General features: G+C 68.3%; 22 protein-coding genes. 16 read left to right on the forward strand and 6 right to left on the reverse strand.

The window, feature by feature from the left end; all coding sequences use genetic code 11:
* Positions 1-125 precede the first annotated feature (125 nt).
* From rpsB to BST14_RS14940, 3 genes are all read left to right on the forward strand, one after another.
* The gene (gene rpsB / locus BST14_RS14930) at positions 126-971 is read left to right on the forward strand and encodes a 30S ribosomal protein S2 (RefSeq protein WP_083065126.1); all 846 of its coding nucleotides are present in this window, start codon (positions 126-128) and stop codon (positions 969-971) included.
* Between the two features lies 1 nt (position 972).
* Entirely contained in the window at positions 973-1,800 is an 828-nt protein-coding gene (tsf, locus tag BST14_RS14935) for a translation elongation factor Ts (RefSeq protein WP_083065127.1), read from the forward strand.
* A gap of 67 nt (positions 1,801-1,867) precedes the next feature.
* Positions 1,868-3,268: an amidase gene (locus tag BST14_RS14940; protein ID WP_083065128.1), complete on the forward strand. Its 1,401-nt coding sequence runs from the start codon at positions 1,868-1,870 to the stop codon at positions 3,266-3,268.
* An 86-nt stretch (positions 3,269-3,354) separates the two neighbouring features.
* Here BST14_RS14940 and BST14_RS14945 read toward each other — a convergent pair whose 3' ends face one another.
* Complete coding sequence (locus tag BST14_RS14945; protein WP_083065148.1) at positions 3,355-3,774, reverse strand: MarR family winged helix-turn-helix transcriptional regulator; 420 nt, start codon at positions 3,772-3,774, stop codon at positions 3,355-3,357.
* A gap of 120 nt (positions 3,775-3,894) precedes the next feature.
* Here BST14_RS14945 and BST14_RS14950 point away from each other — a divergent pair, with 120 nt between their 5' ends.
* Positions 3,895-4,308 carry a ChaB family protein gene (locus BST14_RS14950; protein WP_083065129.1) on the forward strand — a complete coding sequence of 138 codons (414 nt, stop codon included), beginning with the start codon at positions 3,895-3,897 and terminating at the stop codon, positions 4,306-4,308.
* A 53-nt stretch (positions 4,309-4,361) separates the two neighbouring features.
* Here BST14_RS14950 and BST14_RS14955 read toward each other — a convergent pair whose 3' ends face one another.
* Both BST14_RS14955 and BST14_RS30365 read right to left on the reverse strand, forming a co-directional pair.
* Positions 4,362-5,201: an SDR family oxidoreductase gene (locus BST14_RS14955; protein ID WP_083065130.1), complete on the reverse strand. Its 840-nt coding sequence runs from the start codon at positions 5,199-5,201 to the stop codon at positions 4,362-4,364.
* A gap of 87 nt (positions 5,202-5,288) precedes the next feature.
* A complete protein-coding gene (locus BST14_RS30365) occupies positions 5,289-5,465 on the reverse strand; it encodes a hypothetical protein (protein ID WP_169926092.1) in 177 nt (58 codons plus the stop codon).
* Positions 5,466-5,772: 307 nt separating this feature from the next.
* Between BST14_RS30365 and BST14_RS14960 the strand changes: the two genes are divergently transcribed.
* Positions 5,773-6,342, forward strand: a complete 570-nt coding sequence (locus BST14_RS14960) for an MPT63 family protein (RefSeq protein ID WP_083065131.1) — start codon at positions 5,773-5,775, stop codon at positions 6,340-6,342.
* 96 nt (positions 6,343-6,438) lie between these two features.
* Positions 6,439-7,377, forward strand: coding sequence for a lysophospholipid acyltransferase family protein (locus tag BST14_RS14965; RefSeq protein WP_083065132.1), 939 nt, complete (start codon positions 6,439-6,441; stop codon positions 7,375-7,377).
* Between the two features lie 82 nt (positions 7,378-7,459).
* On the opposite strand, the gene BST14_RS14970 is transcribed toward BST14_RS14965, so the two are convergent.
* Positions 7,460-8,152: a winged helix-turn-helix domain-containing protein gene (locus BST14_RS14970; RefSeq protein ID WP_083065133.1), complete on the reverse strand. Its 693-nt coding sequence runs from the start codon at positions 8,150-8,152 to the stop codon at positions 7,460-7,462.
* A gap of 190 nt (positions 8,153-8,342) precedes the next feature.
* Positions 8,343-8,582: a microaggregate-binding protein 1 gene (gene mbp1 / locus BST14_RS14975; protein ID WP_083065134.1), complete on the reverse strand. Its 240-nt coding sequence runs from the start codon at positions 8,580-8,582 to the stop codon at positions 8,343-8,345.
* 340 nt (positions 8,583-8,922) lie between these two features.
* On the opposite strand from mbp1, the gene pyrH reads away from it, so the two are divergent.
* From pyrH to BST14_RS15005, 6 genes are all read left to right on the forward strand, one after another.
* A complete protein-coding gene (pyrH, locus tag BST14_RS14980) occupies positions 8,923-9,753 on the forward strand; it encodes a UMP kinase (RefSeq protein ID WP_083065135.1) in 831 nt (276 codons plus the stop codon).
* A gap of 65 nt (positions 9,754-9,818) precedes the next feature.
* Positions 9,819-10,376 carry a ribosome recycling factor gene (gene frr, locus BST14_RS14985; RefSeq protein ID WP_083065136.1) on the forward strand — a complete coding sequence of 186 codons (558 nt, stop codon included), beginning with the start codon at positions 9,819-9,821 and terminating at the stop codon, positions 10,374-10,376.
* A gap of 27 nt (positions 10,377-10,403) precedes the next feature.
* Complete coding sequence (locus BST14_RS14990; RefSeq protein WP_083065137.1) at positions 10,404-11,333, forward strand: phosphatidate cytidylyltransferase; 930 nt, start codon at positions 10,404-10,406, stop codon at positions 11,331-11,333.
* A 34-nt stretch (positions 11,334-11,367) separates the two neighbouring features.
* Positions 11,368-12,480: a dual-specificity RNA methyltransferase RlmN gene (rlmN, locus tag BST14_RS14995; protein WP_083065138.1), complete on the forward strand. Its 1,113-nt coding sequence runs from the start codon at positions 11,368-11,370 to the stop codon at positions 12,478-12,480.
* A 58-nt stretch (positions 12,481-12,538) separates the two neighbouring features.
* Positions 12,539-13,045: a disulfide bond-forming protein DsbE gene (gene dsbE / locus BST14_RS15000; RefSeq protein ID WP_083065139.1), complete on the forward strand. Its 507-nt coding sequence runs from the start codon at positions 12,539-12,541 to the stop codon at positions 13,043-13,045.
* A gap of 4 nt (positions 13,046-13,049) precedes the next feature.
* Complete coding sequence (locus tag BST14_RS15005; protein ID WP_083065140.1) at positions 13,050-13,907, forward strand: cytochrome c biogenesis CcdA family protein; 858 nt, start codon at positions 13,050-13,052, stop codon at positions 13,905-13,907.
* 15 nt (positions 13,908-13,922) lie between these two features.
* On the opposite strand, the gene BST14_RS15010 is transcribed toward BST14_RS15005, so the two are convergent.
* Positions 13,923-14,177, reverse strand: coding sequence for a DUF2631 domain-containing protein (locus BST14_RS15010; RefSeq protein WP_083065141.1), 255 nt, complete (start codon positions 14,175-14,177; stop codon positions 13,923-13,925).
* A 132-nt stretch (positions 14,178-14,309) separates the two neighbouring features.
* Here BST14_RS15010 and dxr point away from each other — a divergent pair, with 132 nt between their 5' ends.
* Genes dxr through BST14_RS15030 form a run of 4 tightly spaced genes read left to right on the forward strand, consistent with a single transcriptional unit; the run spans position 14,310 to position 18,878 of the window.
* Positions 14,310-15,536: a 1-deoxy-D-xylulose-5-phosphate reductoisomerase gene (dxr, locus tag BST14_RS15015; protein ID WP_083065142.1), complete on the forward strand. Its 1,227-nt coding sequence runs from the start codon at positions 14,310-14,312 to the stop codon at positions 15,534-15,536.
* Between the two features lie 5 nt (positions 15,537-15,541).
* Entirely contained in the window at positions 15,542-16,756 is a 1,215-nt protein-coding gene (locus BST14_RS15020; RefSeq protein WP_083065143.1) for a M50 family metallopeptidase, read from the forward strand.
* Between the two features lie 37 nt (positions 16,757-16,793).
* Positions 16,794-17,972 (forward strand): flavodoxin-dependent (E)-4-hydroxy-3-methylbut-2-enyl-diphosphate synthase, encoded by a 1,179-nt coding sequence (ispG, locus tag BST14_RS15025; RefSeq protein WP_083065144.1) that lies wholly within the window; start codon positions 16,794-16,796, stop codon positions 17,970-17,972.
* Positions 17,973-18,023: 51 nt separating this feature from the next.
* Complete coding sequence (locus tag BST14_RS15030; protein WP_083065145.1) at positions 18,024-18,878, forward strand: GNAT family N-acetyltransferase; 855 nt, start codon at positions 18,024-18,026, stop codon at positions 18,876-18,878.
* The last annotated feature ends 73 nt before the right edge of the window (positions 18,879-18,951 follow it).

The following is an 18,951-nucleotide window of genomic DNA, read 5'->3' on the forward strand; positions in this document are numbered from 1 at the left end:
CGGTGTCACTAGGAGAACGCAATCGCATGCCGGGCGGTCCCTTAACAGGGTCCGGCATCGCGGCAGGCGCCAGGGCCCGGCCTCACCCGATGCCGGGCGACAACCGACACAAGTAAGGCACAACCATGGCCGTCGTAACCATGAAGCAGCTGCTCGACAGCGGCACCCACTTCGGGCACCAGACCCGACGCTGGAATCCCAAGATGAAGCGGTTCATCTTCACCGACCGCAACGGCATCTACATCATCGACCTGCAGCAGACGCTGACCTTCATCGACCAGGCGTACGAGTTCGTCAAAGAGACCGTCGCACACGGCGGCACCGTCCTGTTCGTCGGCACCAAGAAGCAGGCGCAGGAGTCCGTTGCCGCCGAGGCGACCCGGGTCGGCATGCCCTATGTGAACCAGCGCTGGCTGGGCGGCATGCTGACCAACTTCTCCACCGTGCACAAGCGGCTGCAGCGCCTCAAAGAGCTTGAGGCCATGGAGCAGACCGGTGGCTTCGAGGGCCGCACCAAGAAGGAAATCTTGATGCTGACCCGCGAGAAGAACAAGCTGGACCGCAGCCTCGGCGGTATCCGCGACATGGCCAAGGTGCCGTCGGCCATCTGGGTCGTCGACACCAACAAGGAGCACATCGCCGTCGGCGAGGCCCGCAAGCTCGGCATCCCGGTCATCGCGATCCTGGACACCAACTGCGACCCCGACGAGGTCGACTACCCGATCCCGGGCAACGACGACGCGATCCGTTCGGCCGCGTTGCTGACCAAGGTGATCGCCTCCGCCGTCGCCGAGGGCCTGCAGGCCCGGGCCGGGGTCGGTCGCGGCGACGGCAAGCCCGAGGCGGAAGCCGCCGAGCCGCTCGCCGAATGGGAGCAGGAGCTGCTGGCCTCCGCCACCACCACCGCCACCCCCTTGGCCGGCAATGACGCCGCTGCGGGCACCTCCGAACCAACCCCCACGGAAGGCTGACATGGCCAACTTCACCGCCGCCGACGTCAAGAGGCTTCGTGAGCTCACCGGCGCCGGCATGCTCGACTGCAAGAACGCGCTGGCCGAAAACGACGGCGACTTCGACAAGGCCGTCGAGGCGCTGCGGATCAAGGGCGCCAAGGACGTCGGCAAGCGTGCCGAGCGTGCGACGGCCGAAGGTCTGGTCGCGGCCCAGGGCGGCGCGCTGATCGAGCTGAACAGCGAGACCGACTTCGTCGCCAAGAACGCGGAGTTCCAGGCGCTGGCCGACCAGATCGTGGCGGCGGCCGTGTCGTCGAAGGCCAAGGACGTCGATCAGCTCAAGGCTTCGTCTATTGGCGAAGCCTCGGGTACGAAAACCGTCGAGCAGGCGATCGCGGAGCTGTCGGCCAAGATCGGCGAGAAGCTAGAGCTGCGCCGCGTCGCGAACTTCGACGGCACCGTCGAGATCTACCTGCACCGGCGGGCCGCAGACCTGCCCCCCGCGGTCGGCGTGCTGGTCGAATACCAGGGCTCGGACACCGAGGCCGCGCACGCCGTCGCCCTGCAGATCGCCGCGCTCAAGGCCCGCTACCTGTCCCGCGACGACGTGCCCGATGACATGGTGGCCAGCGAGCGCCGCATCGCCGAGGAAACCGCCAAGGCAGAGGGCAAGCCGGAGCAGGCCCTGCCCAAGATCGTCGAGGGCCGGCTGAACGGCTTCTTCAAGGACGCGGTGCTGCTCGAGCAGCCGTCGGTGTCCGACAGCAAGAAGACCGTCAAGGCGCTGCTCGACGACGCCGGCGTCACGGTGACGCGGTTCGTCCGCTTCGAGGTGGGTCAGGCCTGACCGCGGCGGCCGCGGACAAACCGGGAAATCTCCCGGTGGCACGGGCGCGCGGGTTAGCGTCAGTGCTATGCGACACGTGCACGCGTTCTGCGACGATGCCCTTGGCGATCTGGACGCCGTCGGCCTGGCCGACGATCTTCGGTCCGGGCGGGTAGGCCGGGCCGAGGTGATCGAGGCCGCGATCGCCCGCACCGAGGCCGTCGACCCGCTGCTGAATGGCTTGGCGTACGCGGCTTTTGACCAAGCGCGGGCCGGTGCGGCCGCCCCGGTAACGGGCTACTTCGGCGGCGTCCCGACGTTCATCAAGGACAACATTGACGTCGCCGGGCAGCCTTCGATGCACGGCACCGATGCGTGGACGCCCCATAAAGCCGTCGCCGACAGCGTGTTCACCCAGCTCTATGTGGCCACCGGGCTGACCTCGGTGGGCAAGACGCAGTTGTCGGAATTCGGCTTCAGCGCGTCGGCCGAGCACCCTCGGCTGGGCCCGGTCCGCAACCCGTGGGACACCGACTACACCGCCGGCGCGTCGTCGTCGGGATCGGGCGCCTTCGTGGCCGCCGGTGTGGTGCCGATCGCGCACGCCAACGACGGCGGCGGCTCGATCCGGATTCCGGCCGCCTGCAACGGCTTGGTCGGGCTCAAACCGTCGCGCGGACGGCTGCCGCTGGACGCGACGCTGCGCCGGATGCCGGTGGGCGTCGTCGTCAACGGCGTGGTGACCCGTTCGGTGCGCGACACCGCGGCCTTCTACCGCGAGGCAGAGCGCACCTGGCGCAACCCCAAGCTGGCGCCGATCGGCGACGTCACCGCGCCCGGCCGGCAGCGGCTGCGGATCGCGGCGCTCACCCGGTCGATACAGCGCGAGTGCAGCCCCCAGGTGCGCGAGCTGACGCTGAAGTCCGCGGGCCTGCTCGAGGAGCTGGGCCACCGCGTCGAACACGTCGATGAGCCCCCGGTAGCGGCCAGTTTCGTCGACGACTTCGTCCTGTATTGGGGATTTTTGGCGCTGGCCCAGGTGCGCGGCGGGCGACACATGTTCGGCGAGACCTTCGATCGCAACAAGCTCGACAGCCTGACGCTGGGTTTGCTCCGGCACACCAGCCGCAACCTGCACCGCCTACCGACGGCGATCGTGCGGCTGCGCCGGGCGCGCAGGCGCACCGCGCAGTTCTTCCGCACCTACGATGCGGTGCTCACTCCGACCCTCGCCGACCAGACACCGCGCATCGGGTTCTTGGCACCGACCGATTACCGGCAAGTGATCAGCCGGCTGATCGACTGGGTCTCGTTCACCCCGCTGCACAACGTCACCGGTGAACCAGCCATCTCGCTGCCGCTGGCTCAGTCGGCTGACGGCATGCCGGTGGGCATGATGCTGTCGGCCGACGTCGGGCAGGAAGCGCTGCTGCTCGAATTGGCCTACGAGCTCGAAGAGGCGCAACCGTGGGCGCGCATCCAGGCCTGATGGCCGCTAGTCCTGATGGCGACGACCCGTCCCCCGCAAGCGGGAGGTGCCCCCGGCGCCCGGCTTCGCCGCGCTTGCGATCGCCGCTATTCGGAGCCGAGTTTCTCGAGCATCCTCTTGAACTCGCGCTGCTGAGTTTCGGTGAGCCTGCTCAAGATGCGGGCGTCGGCGCCGCGGACCGCTCCTTCGGCGCGCTTGAGTAGGGCGCGGCCTTGGCCGGTCAGGTTGGCCGGCAGCGCCCGCCCCGAGGACACCGAGGCCGGGCGCGCCACCGCCCCGACTTCTTCGAGCTTGCGCAGCACCGTGTTCATCGCCTGCGGCGTCACGTTGGTGTGGCGAGACAATTCGGCGCTCGACATTCCCGGGAACATCGAAAGAATGCGCAGGCAGACGAATTCGGGCAGGGTCAGGCCCAGCGGGCCCAACGCGGCGGAGACCTCGGGTCGCAGCACCGCCGCCACCCGGTAGAGCAGATAACCCAGCGGAGCGTCTTCGGCCTGAATCATGTCAACGATATTGACATATTCGCGCCGGACCGACGCGCACATTGCGCAGACGTGATTGTCCGCGCCGCAACGGGGTAACCGGTGGCTACCCGAAGCGCTTGTGGTACCCGAGGAGGTTCGATGCCAAAGACGACCAAGGGCGGCGCGGCCAAGAAGAGCGAATTGCCCAGCACGTTGCAACGTTCGGGCGCCAAGGCCCAACGCACGTTCGCGAAATCCCATGACGCGGCCGCCGATGAGTACGGCAGCGAGGAGCGCGCCCACCGGGTGGCCTACTCGGCCGTCAAGCACAGTTTCGAGAAGGTCGGCGACCACTGGGAGCCCAAAGACGAGAAGGGCCCGTCCGACCAGCGGGCCGAGAGCGGTGGCCGGCGGCCGTCCGGGCAATCGGCCGAGGGGGTCGACGCCAACGCCAGCAAGAAGCACCTGCTTGAGCTGGCCCGTCGGCTCGACATCGCCGGCCGGTCCGGCATGAACAAGTCGGAATTGGTGGACGCGATCAAGAAGCACAACCGCCGGGTCCGGGGCCGCTGAGTGGGCGACCGGGTCGCCTCCCGGCGCAACACGCTGGGGCGTAACGGTTTTCGCTACAAAATCGGTCGGCCGCCGGTGACGGCCACCCGGGCCCCGGAGATGTAGCTCGCGTCGTCGGAGGCCAACAACACGTAGATCGCGGCGAGTTCGGCGGGCTGGCCGGCGCGCCCCAGGGGCACATTGTCGCCGAAGGATTCCACGCTGTCCGGCGGCATCGTGGACGGGATCAGGGGAGTCCAGATCGGCCCCGGCGCCACGCTGTTGACGCGAATCCCTCTGTCGCCCAGGAGCTGAGCCAGGCTGGCCGAGAAATTCGCGATGGCCGCCTTCGTCGCCGCGTAGGGCGCCAGGGTGGGATTGGGGGTATCGGAGTTCACCGACGAGCTACCGATGATCGACGAGCCGGGGCGCATGTGCGGCACGGCGGCCTTCGCGAGATAGAAATACGCACCGATGTTGAGCCGGAACGTGTACTCCCACTCCTCGTCGCTGATCTCGTCAAGACTCTTGTGCATCATCTGGAAGGCGGCGTTGTTGACCAGGATGTCAATCCCGCCCAACTCCTGTACCGCCCGGTCGACAACGGCGCGGCAGTGGGCCGCGTCGGACAGGTCGCCGGGCACCAACACGCATTTGCGACCGGCATTGGTGACGTAACGGCCGACGTCGTGCGCGTCATCGTCCTCGTTGAGGTAGGCGATCAACACGTCAGCGCCTTCGCGCGCGAAGGCGATCGCGACGGCGCGCCCGATGCCGCTATCGCCGCCGGTGACGATGGCCTTTTTGCCCAGCAATTTTCCCGAGCCCTGGTAACTGTTTTCGCCACAGTCGGGAATCGGGTCCATCTGCGCCTGTACGCCGGGAACGGGTTGCTGTTGCGCCACGAAGCCCATGCCATTTCCTTTGCCGATTCATAGTTGGTTGTGTGATTCACGTTCCGGACTGACCAAGCAACTCGTTGGCCTAATCGGTGCACCGCTTTATGTTTCGCGCTGCGCCGCGCCCGCGGCGGGAACGTCCGGATCATCGTCGGCGGGCGGCTCCGGATCGTGCCATTCCTCACTGCGGCTCGATCGATTGCCGCCAATCGTGCCCTCCAGGGCGTCCTTGAGCGCGTCGTCCTCGCGCGAGCTGTGCTTGGAATTTCCGCGCTGCACGTCCGGTGCCCCCTTTGCGGCTGTCTCGGCTCGTCCGTCCTCCGCTATCGCCAGGTGCGGGCCTCAGCGCACCGGTTACCCGTCGGCATCCGGTCTAATCGCAGTGTCCAATGTGAGTGATGATGCGGCTGTTATGAACTGAGGCCCAAGATGTTGTCTGGCAAAAGAATCCTTTTTCCGTCGTTAACCGGGCGATTTGGCTGAAAGATCAGGCGCAGGTGTTTAGAGCAAAGGCCCCTTGGCTATTTGCTGCTCATATCTCGATGCCCTTCCGGGGGGCAATTGTTCTACACGAAAGGATTGGACAATGAAGGTCACCAAAACTGCTGTTGCGACAGCTGCCGCTGCCGGGGGGATAGCGGTCGCGACTGTCTTCGCAGCGACGCCCGCGGTCGCCGCGCCCAACATTGCGGGGTTCGGCACCAGCGAACAACTCGTGGATGGGCCGCTGATCACCAATTACACCGTGAGCAACCTGCAGCCCAGCAACGTCACCATTCCGGGTTACACGCCGAAAGGAACGCTGTACCAGGCCGACGTCAGCGCCAGGTCGGACGGCGGGCTGGTCACCCCGATGGTCAATGACTTCATCGCCCGCGGGCCCAACGGCCAGAACTACCGTGTGATCGACAAGGTGGGGACACCAAACGGGCTCAACCCGGCGCCGATCGCACCGGGCACCGAATCGACCGGCACGCTGTACTTCGACGTGACCGGCGCGCCCCCGAACGGCGTCGTCTACAACGACGGAAACCAGGACATCCTGATCTGGACGTCGAACGTCGAGGGTGGCGCGGCACCCGCTGCGCCGAACAGCCCGGCACCCGGTGCGCCGCCGGCGCCTGCGCCTGCGCCTGCACCCGCGGCACACACCTGATTTGATCTACGAAGTCTCCCCGCGCCACACCGTTGTGGCGTGGGGAGATTTGTGTTTGGGGAATCGTGCGCGGCGGAAATGGGTATTGGACTACTCATGAGTAACCCGGATCACAGGTCGGCGCCGGTGCGCACTCAGGCGAGGCGGAACGCCGAGCAAGCCCGCGAGGCCATGGAAGAACGACGCAGCAAGCAAAGCGGTGGGGTGACCGGCTGGGTAGCCGAGCGCGCGGCGAGATGGGATCTCTCCGGTCAGGACGAGACCGCTCTGCAGCGCCAGAAATACTTGTGGAACGTGCTGGTGGACTACTGGTTTCGCATGGAGATCGACGGCTGGGAGAACATTCCCGAATCGCCACCGGCGCTGCTGGTGGGGATTCACTCCGGGGCGCCGTTCGTGTGGGACGCGTGGACCGTCGGTCTGCAATGGTGGCGGCGGTTCGGACAGGAACGCCCCCTGCACGGGACCGCTCACGACGCGTTGATGGCAATTCCATTGTTCGGGCGCTACTTCCGGTCGATGGGCGTGCTGCCGGCCGCGCCCGACGCGATCGCCACCGCGCTGGCGGAGGGCCGTGACGTGGCGTTGTGGCCCGGCGGGGAAGTGGACTCGCTGCGCCCATGGACCGAGCGCGACCAGGCCAACCTGGCAGGGCGGACCGGCTTCGTCAAGATGGCGATCCGGGCCGGCGTGCCGATCGTTCCCATCGCCACCGTCGGCGGGGCCGACGCGATGCCGGTGCTGATCCGTGGCGACCGGTTGTCGAAAACCTTGCGCCTGGACCGGATCTTGCGGCTCAAGGTGTTTCCGTTGGCCGTCTCGTTGCCGTGGGGTATCGCGCCGGCGGCGCTGCCGCAGCTGCCCCTGCCGGCCAAGATCCGCACCCGGTTCATGCCCCCGGTGAAACTCGACAACGATCCCGCGCGGGCCGACGACGACCGGTACGTCGACCGCAAATACCATGAGGTGCAAGACGCCATCCAGGAAGGGATGAATGCGCTGGCGCGCAAGCGCGCATTCCCCCTGTTCGGCTGACAAGCCAAAAGGCTTGTCGCGCACGCTGTTTGGGCCATCGTGGTCGGCACTCCCGGTCGGGGTGGTCAGGTGAAGACCGGCGTCAGCGGGCGTCCGCGACGATCCATTCGGGTTGCGGCGGCGTCGCCGCCCGGTAGCCGACTCCCCGGACGGTGTCGACCAGGAATTGGTGCCGGGCGCCGAGCTTGGCCCGCAGCCGCCGGATGTGCACGTCGACGGTGCGCACCTTGCCGGTGCTGTCATAGCCCCACACCTCATGCATCAGACGGGTCCGGGTGAACGCCCGACCGGCATGCTGCACAAGGAAATTCAACAATTTGAATTCGGTGAGGGTCAGGCACAGGTCGCGGCCGTCCAGGGCCGCGCTGAAACTGGCCGGATGCAGAACAAGGTCGCCGAATTTCAGCGTGCCCTCGACCAGGCTGCGCCGGCGCCCGATCGCCAGCCGCAGCCGCGCCTGCAGCTCTTCGGCACCGGTGCCGGGCAGTAGCACGTCGTCGAAATGGCAGTCAACGTCCACCGCCGCGCAGTCCGCCGGTGCCACCAGGGCCACCACCGCGGTGGCGGGGTTGTCGGTCGTCAGGCGCCGGGTGACCGCCTGAGCCAACGCCACGTTGCTGCGCGCATCGATGATCGCGACGTCGGCCGTGGAGTAATGCCCGTCGGTGTCGGAAGTCAGGGTGATGCGGCGAATCGGTTCGGCGAACGTGGCCAAATCCGGCAGGGCCGAATCGAAATCGTCTTCGTCGGTGAGCACCACCACGTCCAACGACATCTCCAAACCTCGCAACGTCCCGGCTTCCCCGGTCCGTAAGCACCTCTGCGGAGATGCCTTAGCGCTACGCCTGGATACCCGTCCCGGGCGGAACTATGCAAAGCTATGCAACTCGGTCGTCGGCCGATCCGGAAAGAAAGACGATGGGCCCGACCCGTTTTCACGGATCACGCCCATCGTTGACAGCCTGTTACTGGTTGTCTTTCTGGCGCTCCTCGGCCGCTTTGGCGCCACCGCGCGCGGCGTCCGCCTCGGCTTCCTTCTTGGCCGCATCGCGCTGCGCGTCGGCCTTGTCCTGCTGGGCCTGACCCTCGCGGGTGAGGTCGTCACGGCCGGCGACCGCGCCCACGGCCTCCTTGGCCTTTCCTTTGACGTCCTCGACGACGCCCTTGACAGCTTCGGCAGGTCCCGACTTGTTTTCTTCAGCCATGGAAAGTTTCCTCCTCGTTGGCGTACCCTGAGCGATTGACGCTCAACGGCGATCGCGAGCGATCGACCCGGTCATACGGCGAGGCTGGCCCTCGTTGCTTAAGACCGCATCATTCTGCCGCGTTGTTGCGGATTCCCATGCCGTGCATCGCTCAAACGCGACGCAACGAGCCCATGGGCGCCGGTGGATTCCGGTACCGAGAGACTCGAAACCGGTCCGGCACGCCAACTATGCGCATAATGCACCCCGCCGACGTCGCATTGTGCTGCGATGAGGCAGGATGTGAAATGCCGTTCCGGATGGAGATCGCCCGGGATGGCACTCTCATGCGAGGAGTCTGATGACGGAGTCCAGGGAGCCCCAAGTCGCCGGCTCGGTGCCTCCACGGCGGGAGCCGACAACCGCCAGCAACGGCAGGAAGTCTGCGCCGGACAACGGGTTGGCCGCTGGCCAGTCGCCGAGCCGGGCAAGGTATTCGCGGGTGCTGCTCAAGCTCGGCGGCGAAATGTTCGGCGGCGGCCAAGTCGGCCTGGATCCCGACGTCGTCGCGCTGGTGGCGCAGCAGATCGCCGAGGTGGTCCGCGGCGGTGTCCAGGTGGCCGTCGTGATCGGCGGCGGCAACTTCTTCCGGGGCGCGCAGCTCCAGCAGCGCGGCATGGAGCGCACCCGTTCGGACTACATGGGCATGCTGGGCACCGTCATGAACAGCCTCGCGCTGCAGGACTTTTTGGAAAAGGAAGGCATCGTCACCCGCGTCCAGACCGCGATCACCATGGGCCAAGTCGCCGAGCCCTACCTGCCGTTGCGTGCCGTGCGTCACCTGGAGAAGGGGCGAGTGGTGATCTTCGGTGCCGGCATGGGACTGCCGTACTTCTCCACCGACACCACCGCCGCGCAGCGAGCACTTGAGATCGGCGCCGAGGTGGTCCTGATGGCCAAGGCCGTCGACGGGGTGTTCTCCGCGGACCCGCGGCGGCACCCCGACGCCGAATTGATCACCGCGATCAGCCACCGTGAGGTCATCGACCGCGGGCTGCGAGTGGCCGATGCCACCGCCTTCAGCCTGTGCATGGACAATGGCATGCCGATCCTGGTGTTCAACCTGCTGACCAATGGCAATATCGCCCGGGCGGTCGCCGGTGAGAAGATCGGGACGCTGGTCACCACCTAGAACCGAAGACGCGATGACTTGCGCTTGCGAGGATCCGCAAGCGCAGCTGAGGAGGAGCGGCGCACATGATTGACGAGGCTCTCTTCGACGCGGAAGAGAAAATGGAAAAGGCCGTAGCGGTCGCCCGCGACGACTTGTCGACCATCCGAACCGGGCGCGCCAACCCGGGCATGTTCTCGCGGATCGTGATCGACTACTACGGCGCGGCGACGCCCATCACCCAGCTGGCCAGCATCAACGTCCCCGAGGCGCGCCTGGTCGTCATCAAGCCCTACGAGGCCAGCCAGGTGGGCGCGATCGAGACGGCGATCCGCAACTCCGACCTGGGCGTCAACCCCACCAACGATGGCACCCTGATCCGGGTGGCGGTGCCCCAGCTCACCGAGGAACGCCGCCGCGAGCTGGTCAAACAGGCCAAGGGCAAGGGCGAGGACGCCAAGGTCTCGGTGCGCAACATCCGTCGCAAGGCGATGGAGGAGCTGCACCGCATCCGCAAGGACGGCGAGGCCGGCGAGGACGAGGTCGGCCGGGCCGAAAAGGACCTGGACAAGACCACCCACCAGTACATCACCCAGATCGAAGAGCTGGTCAAGCACAAAGAAGGCGAACTGCTGGAGGTCTAGCGACCGCTAGCAGCTGAATCCAGGCCAGTGGCTAACCCAGAACCCGGCGCAGGCAACCCGCCCGACCATCCGGCGCGCGCCGCCAAGAAGACGAGCGCGCCGTCGGCCAAGAAGGCGTCGCGGGCCGGACGCGACCTGCGCGCCGCCATCGCGGTGGGGGCCGGCATCGGCGGCGTGCTGATCGTCACGCTGGTGTTCGCGCCGCGCTTCTGGGTTCCGATCGTCGCGCTCGCCATCATGGTCGCCACCCACGAAGTGGTGCGGCGACTGCGCGAGGCCGGCTATGTCATCCCCGTCATCCCGCTGCTGGCCGGGGGCCAGCTCACCGTCTGGCTGACCTGGCCGTTCCACGCCGCGGGCGCCCTGGCCGGTTTCGGCGTCACCGTGGTGGTCTGCAACGTGTGGCGGCTGTTCATGCAGGACAACAGCAAAAGACCCGAACCGTTCGCCGGGTCGCCGTCGGCCAACTATCTCAGGGACGCCTCGGCGACCGTGTTCCTGGCCGCGTGGGTGCCGCTGTTCGCCTCCTTCGGCGTGCTGCTGGTCTACCCGCACGACGGCGCCGGGCGGGTGTTCTGCCTGATGATCACCGTCGTCGCCTCCGACACCGGCGGGTATGCCGTGGGGGCGCTGATCGGCAAGCACCCGATGGTGCCGGCGATCAGTCCCAAGAAGTCCTGGGAGGGATTCGTTGGCTCGTTGGTGTTCGGGATCACCGCGGCGACCCTGACCGCGACCTTCTTGGCCCACAAACCGTGGTGGATCGGCGCGGTGCTGGGCGTCGTCCTGGTGCTGACCTGCACCCTTGGCGATTTGGTGGAATCCCAGGTCAAACGCGACCTGGGCATCAAAGACATGGGCCGGCTGCTGCCCGGCCACGGCGGACTGATGGATCGGCTCGACGGCGTCCTGCCCTCGGCTGTCGCCGCCTGGACGGTGCTGACGCTCGTGCCCTAGGCCGGTCCGGAGTTCAGGCAATACTGGACAGGTCATGGTTGCACAACTGATTTTCTCCGAGCCGCGTCCCGGCAGGCCGCCGCGGCACCTGGCCGACCTCGACGAGGACGGTCGCGCGGCCGCCGTCACCGAGCTGGGCCTGCCGACGTTTAGGGCCAAGCAGCTGGCGCATCAGTACTACGCGCGGCTGATCGCCGACCCGCGGCAGATGACCGACCTTCCGGCGGGATTGCGCGACGCCATCGGCGAGACGATGTTCCCGATCCTGCTCACCGCGGCCTCCGAGGTGACCTGTGATGCGGGCCAGACGCGAAAGACGTTGTGGCGGGCCCTCGATGGGGTCACGGTCGAGTCGGTGCTGATGCGTTATCCGCAACGCAACACGGTGTGCATTTCGTCGCAGGCCGGCTGCGGCATGGCGTGTCCGTTCTGCGCGACCGGTCAGGGCGGGCTGAGCCGCAACCTGTCGACGGCGGAGATCCTCGAGCAGGTGCGCGCCGGCGCCGCGGCCCTGCGCGACGACTTCGGGGACCGACTGTCCAACGTGGTGTTCATGGGCATGGGGGAGCCGCTGGCCAATTACGCCCGCGTGGTGGCCGCGGTGCGGCGCATCACCGCGGCGCCGCCCCGCGGGTTCGGCATCTCGGCCCGTTCGGTGACGGTGTCGACGGTGGGGCTGGCCCCCGCCATCCGCAAGCTCGCCGACGAACGGCTCGGGGTGACGCTGGCGTTGTCGCTGCACGCGCCCGACGACGAACTGCGCGACACCCTGGTGCCGGTGAACAACCGGTGGAAGATCACCGAGGCCCTCGACGCCGCGCGGTATTACGCCGATGTCACCGGCAGGCGGGTGTCGGTGGAGTACGCGCTGATCCGCGACGTCAACGACGAGCCGTGGCGCGCGGACCTTTTGGGGCAGCGGCTGCATCGCGTGCTCGGGCCGCTGGTGCACGTGAACCTGATTCCGCTCAACCCGACCCCGGGAAGTGAGTGGGACGCCAGCCCCAAGGCGGTCGAGCGGGAGTTCGTCCGGCACGTCCGCGCCAAAGGGGTGTCGTGCACGGTCCGCGACACCCGCGGCCGCGAGATCAGTGCCGCGTGTGGACAGCTGGCCGCCGAAGGCGGGCAGCACGCGGCCGGTGGGTGAACCTGCGGGGCAACGCGCACGTCTTAACGGCATAACTTCAGCAACCCGGGGGTGCGCCGTGATCCGCTTGTTCTCTCCGCTCAGGTCGTGTGTCGCGGCCGGCATCGCCGCCGCACTGATACTGGTACTCGGTGGCGCGCCACGCGCCGCCGCCGCCGATGACCGGCTCCAGTTCAGCGGCACGACCCTAAGCGGCGCGCCGTTCAATGGCGCCAGCTTGCAGGGCAAGCCTGCGGTGCTGTGGTTCTGGGCGCCGTTCTGCCCGTTCTGCAACGCCGAGGCGCCCGGGGTCAGCCAGGTGGCGGCCGCCAATCCCGGCGTCACCTTCGTCGGCGTCGCGGGCCACTCCGATGTCGGCGCGGAACAGAACTTCGTCTCCAAGTACGGGCTGGGATTCACCAACCTCAACGACGCCGACGGCTCCATCTGGGCCCGTTACAACGTCCCCTGGCAGCCGGCCTACGTGTTCTATCGCGCGGACGGCAGCTCGACGTTCGTCAACAACCCGACCTCGGCGATGTCCCAACAGGAGCTCGCCGACCGGGTCGCAGCCCTGAGGTCCTGACTCGGTGAACCAGGGTCTGGTCGGCCTGGCCTTTGCCGCCGGACTGGTGGCCGCGCTGAACCCCTGTGGGTTTGCCATGCTGCCCGCCTACCTGCTGCTGGTGGTGCGCGGCCAGGGTCCGGGGGAGTCGTCGGGTGTGGTCGCCGCCGGCCGTGCGCTGGCGGCCACCGCGGGGATGGCGCTGGGCTTTTTGACGGTGTTCGGCGTATTCGGCGCCCTGACCGTCTCGGCGGCGACGACCGTGCAGCGGTTCCTGCCGTACGCCACGGTGGGCGTGGGGGTGGTACTGATCGGGCTCGGGGCGTGGCTGCTGTCAGGCCGGGAGCTGACGGCGCTGACCCCGCGACCGCTGGGCCCGCGGTGGGCCCCCACCGCCCGCCTGGGCTCCATGTACGGCTACGGCGTCAGCTACGCGATCGCCTCGCTGTCGTGCACGATCGGGCCGTTTCTGGCCGTCACCGCCGCCGGCCTGCGCGGGGGATCGGTCGTCACCGCCGTGGCGATCTACCTCGCCTACAGCGCGGGCCTGACCCTGGTCGTCGGGGTGCTGGCCGTCGCCGCGGCCACGGCGACCACGGCTCTGGTGGAACGGCTGCGCCGGATCCTGCCGTTCGTCAACCGGATCGGTGGCGCGCTGCTGGTCCTGGTCGGGCTGTACGTGGCCTATTACGGCGGCTACGAGGTGCGGCTGTTCGGTGCCGACGGCAGCCCGCGCGACGCGGTGATCACCGCGGCCGGGCGGCTGCAGGGCGCGCTGGCCGGCTGGGTGCACCAGCACGGGATGTGGCCGTGGGCGCTCGCCGGGCTCGCGCTGACGGTCGTGGTGATCGGCGGCGCCCGGCATCGCCGGGCGCGGCGCTAGGGCAAACGCGCGCGGCTACCTGATCCAGCCGCGGCGGCGGCCCCACAGGTCGCGGATCAGCACCACCAGGATCAGCGCGGCAAACCCGATCAGGAACCAGTTCTCGATGTGGCCGACGTGGTTGCCGCGCAGCATCGCCAGCAGGAATCCGAAGCCGATCAGGCCGGTGATGTGCCAGGTCCGGTGATTGATCCTGCTCCAACCCCATGCTGCCGACGGCACCTCGACGTCGTCCACGCCGGTGAAGCGCTCCACCTCGGTACTGGCCACGGCGAATCCCCTTCGGATCGGATTGGCTTGTCGACCCAAATTCTGGCATACCCCCGCCGGGCTCGACGGCCGCGGCCCGGCAGATGGCCGCGGGTCGGCGCCGGCGGCGCGATGAAGCGGCACAATGAATGAGTGACCACCCCGACCACCGACGGGCAAACGCGCGACCGGCTGCGCGTCCTGGTGCTCGGCAGCACCGGCTCCATCGGCACCCAGGCGCTGGACGTCATCGCCGCGAACCCGGACCGCTTCGAGGTGGTCGGCCTGGCCGCGGGCGGCGCGAACCTGGACACCCTGCTGCGCCAGCGCGCCGAGACTGGCGTGACCAACATCGCGGTCGCCGACGAGCGCGCGGCGCGACGGGCCGGCGACATTCCATTTTGCGGCCCCGACGCGGCCACCCGGCTGGTCCAGGAGACCGAGGCCGACGTCGTGCTCAACGCGCTGGTCGGCGCGCGGGGCCTGCGGCCCACGCTGGCCGCGCTGGAATCGGGCGCCCGGCTGGCGCTGGCCAACAAAGAATCGCTGATCGCCGGCGGTCCGCTGGTGCTGCGGGCCGCCAGGCCGGGGCAGATCGTGCCCGTCGATTCCGAACACTCCGCGCTGGCCCAGTGCCTGCGCGGCGGCGCCCCCGACGAGGTCGCCAAGCTGGTGCTGACCGCCTCCGGCGGCCCGTTCCGCGGCTGGACCGCCGCCCAGCTCGAGGACGTCACACCGGAGCAGGCGGGCGCCCACCCGACGTGGTCGATGGGCCCGATGAACACGCTGAACTCGGCCTCGCTGGTCAACAAGGGGCTCGAACTCATCGAGACCCATCTGCTGTTCGGCATTCCCTACGACCGCATCGAGGTCGTGGTGCATCCCCAATCGATTGTTCATTCGATGGTCACCTTCGTCGACGGCTCGACCCTGGCCCAGGCCAGCCCGCCGGACATGAAGCTGCCGATCTCGCTGGCCCTGGGGTGGCCGCAGCGGGTGGCGGGCGCGGCCGCCAGCTGCGACTTCAGCACGGCCTCTAGCTGGGAATTCGAGCCGCTGGACGGCGAGGTATTTCCCGCCGTCGAGTTGGCCCGGCACGCCGGGCAGGCCGGCGGCTGCATGACCGCCGTCTACAACGCGGCCAACGAGGAGGCGGCGGAGGCCTTCCTCGCGGGACGGGTCGGGTTCCCCGCGATCGTCAAAACCATCGCCGACGTGCTGCACGCCGCGGACCAATGGGCCGCCTCACCCGCTACCGTGGATGAGGTACTCGACGCGCAGCGCTGGGCGCGCGAGCGGGCTCGGCGTTCCGTCGCGCACGCCCGGCCCGCCAAGGTGTCAGCAACAGCCTCCGCAATGGTGTCCAGAAAGGTCCCGTAGCCCAGATGATGTTCGTAATCGGCATTGTGCTGTTCGCACTGGCCATCCTGATCTCGGTGGCCCTGCACGAGTGCGGGCACATGTGGGTTGCGCGCGCGACCGGCATGAAGGTGCGCCGCTACTTCGTCGGTTTCGGGCCCACGCTGTGGTCGACCCGACGCGGTGAAACCGAGTACGGCCTCAAAGCCGTGCCGCTGGGCGGCTTCTGCGACATCGCCGGCATGACCTCGGTGGAGGAACTGGCGCCCGACGAGACCGACCGCGCCATGTTCAAGCAGCAGGTCTGGAAGCGGGTGGCGGTCCTGTTCGCCGGTCCCGCCGCGAACTTCCTCATCTGCCTGGTGCTGCTCTACGGCATCGCACTGATCTGGGGGCTGCCGAACCTGCACCCGCCCACCCAGGCCGTCGTCGGCGAAACCGCTTGTGTGGCACCGGAAGTGGCCCCGGGCAAGATCGCGGACTGCACCGGCCCCGGGCCGGCGGCCCTGGCCGGAATCCGGCCGGGCGACGTCATCGTCAAGGTGGGTGACACGCCGGTGTCGACCTTCGAGGACATGGCCGCCGCCATCCGCAAGGTGCATGGCAGCGTCCCGATCGTCGCCGAGCGCAACGGCACCGCGATCACCACCTACGTCGACGTCACCACCACCCAGCGCTATCTGGGCAACGAGCAGGGCGCTGCGCAGCAACCCTCGACCGTCGGCGCCATCGGCGTCGGCGCCGTCAAGGTCGCGCCCACGCACTACGGGGTCTTCACCGCGATCCCGGCCACCGTCGCCTTCGCCGGTGACCTCACCGGCGAGGTCGGCAAGGCGCTCGTGGCGATCCCGACGAAGGTCGGCGCGCTGGTGCACGCCATCGGCGGCGGGCAGCGCGACCCGCAGACGCCGATGAGCGTCGTCGGGGCCAGCATCATCGGCGGCGACACCGTCGACCACGGGTTGTGGGTGGCGTTCTGGTTCTTCCTGGCCCAGCTGAACCTGATCCTGGGCGCGATCAACCTGGTGCCGCTGCTGCCCTTCGACGGTGGCCACATCGCCATCGCGGTGTTCGAGAAGATGCGTAACCTGGTGCGGTCGGCGCGGGGCATGGTCGCGGCCGCGCCGGTGAACTACCTCAAGCTCATGCCCGCGACGTACGTCGTGCTGGTGTTCGTGGTCGGCTACATGCTGCTGACCGTCACCGCCGATCTGGTCAACCCGATCAGGCTCTTCCAATAACGAAACCGCCAACCACGAAACCGAAGGAATCAACACAGTGACCATTGGCCTGGGCATGCCGCCGACCCCGGCGCCCACGCTCGCGCCCCGGCGTACCACGCGCCAACTGATGGTCCGCGACGTCGGGGTGGGTAGCGACCATCCGATTTCGGTGCAGTCGATGTGCACCACCAAGACGCATGACGTCAACACGACGCTGCAGCAGATCGCCGAGTTGACCGCGGCGGGCTGCGACATCGTCCGGGTGGCCTGCCCGCGCCAGGAGGACGCCGACGCGCTGGCCGAAATCGCCCGGCACAGCCAGATCCCGGTGATCGCCGACATCCACTTCCAGCCCAAGTACATCTTCGCCGCCATCGACGCCGGGTGTGCCGCCGTGCGGGTGAACCCCGGCAACATCAAGGAATTCGACGGCCGCGTGGGCGAGGTCGCCAAGGCCGCGGGTGCGGCCGGCATCCCGATCCGCATCGGCGTCAACGCGGGCTCGCTGGACAAGCGTTTCATGGAGAAGTACGGCAAGGCCACCCCCGAGGCGCTGGTCGAGTCCGCGCTGTGGGAGGCGTCGCTGTTCGAGGAGCACGGCTTCGGCGACATCAAGATCAGCGTCAAGCACAACGATCCCGTCGTGATGGTCGCGGCCTACGAGCAGCTGGCCGAACGGTGCGACTATCCCCTGCACCTCGGCGTCACCGAGGCCGGCCCGGCCTTCCAGGGCACCATCAAGTCCGCGGTGGCCTTCGGCGCGCTGCTGTCGCGGGGGATCGGCGACACCATCCGGGTGTCGCTGTCCGCGCCGCCGGTCGAGGAGGTCAAGGTCGGCATCCAGATCCTCGAGTCGCTGAACCTGCGCCCGCGCGGGCTTGAGATCGTGTCGTGCCCCTCGTGCGGCCGCGCCCAGGTCGACGTCTACACCCTCGCCAACGAGGTCACCGCCGGGCTGGATGGGCTGGACGTGCCGCTGCGGGTGGCCGTGATGGGCTGCGTCGTCAACGGTCCGGGGGAGGCACGCGAGGCCGACCTCGGCGTCGCATCGGGAAATGGCAAGGGCCAGATCTTCGTTCGCGGCGAGGTGATCAAGACCGTGCCCGAAGCTCAGATTGTCGAAACGCTGATCGAAGAGGCACAGCGGCTCGCCGCCGAAATGGGCCACGAGATGAACACCGACGACGGCCCCGGAGCCATATCCAACGGTTCACCTGTCGTCACCGTAAGCTGATTAAGGCCAGCGCCGTTTTGGTCTGAGATTCGCACCACAGAGAGTTCGCCTATGTCGGCTCCGCCCCTGTTCCGCCTTGTCGGTGAGCGACGGGTGTCGGTGGTGCGCGACGCGGCAGCCGTCTGGCGGGTGCTCGACGCCGATCCCGTCGCCTCATGCATGGTGGCGGCCCGGGTGGCCGACCACGGCATCGATCCCAACTCGATCGGCGGCGAGTTGTGGACGCTGCGCGGCGCCGACCAATCGCTGTGCTTTGCCGGCGCCAACCTGATTCCGCTGCGCGGCGCGCCGGCCGATCTGAGCGCGTTCGCCGACGAGGCCATGCGCGGGACGCGGCGCTGCTCGTCGCTGGTCGGCAGGGCCGAGCTGGTGTTGCCGATGTGGGAGCGGCTCGAGGCGGCCTGGGGCCCGGCCCGCGACGTGCGCGCCCACCAGCCGCTGCTGGCGTTGGCCAACCACCCCAGCTGCGACCTCGACCCCGGGGTGCGGCAGGTCCGGCCGGAAGAGCTGGACGCCTACCTGGTGGCCGCGGTCGACATGTTCATCGGCGAGGTGGGCGTCGACCCGCGGCTCGGCGACGGCGGTCGCGGCTACCGGCGCCGAGTGGCCAGCCTGATCACGGCCGGGCGGGCCTGGGCGCGGTTCGAGCACGGCCAGGTCGTCTTCAAGGCCGAGGTGGGCTCGCAGTCCCCGGGCGTGGGCCAGATCCAGGGGGTGTGGGTGCACCCGGAGTGGCGGGGGCTGGGCCTGGGTACCGCAGGAACCGCGACGGTCGCCGCGGTGATCGTCGGCACCGGGCGCACCGCCAGCCTCTACGTCAACGACTTCAACACGGTCGCGCGCGCCGCCTACGCCCGCGTGGGCTTCACCGAGATCGGCACCTTCGCGACTGTGCTGCTCGACTAGGAGCTTGCTGAATTAGTTCCGCGTGGCGGGCGTGGTCGTCGGGGGGCTTTGGGGATGATTGTTGGGTGCAGGG

Origin of the sequence: Mycobacterium arosiense ATCC BAA-1401 = DSM 45069, assembly GCF_002086125.1 — a bacterium.
Classification (GTDB): Bacteria; Actinomycetota; Actinomycetes; order Mycobacteriales; family Mycobacteriaceae; genus Mycobacterium; species Mycobacterium arosiense.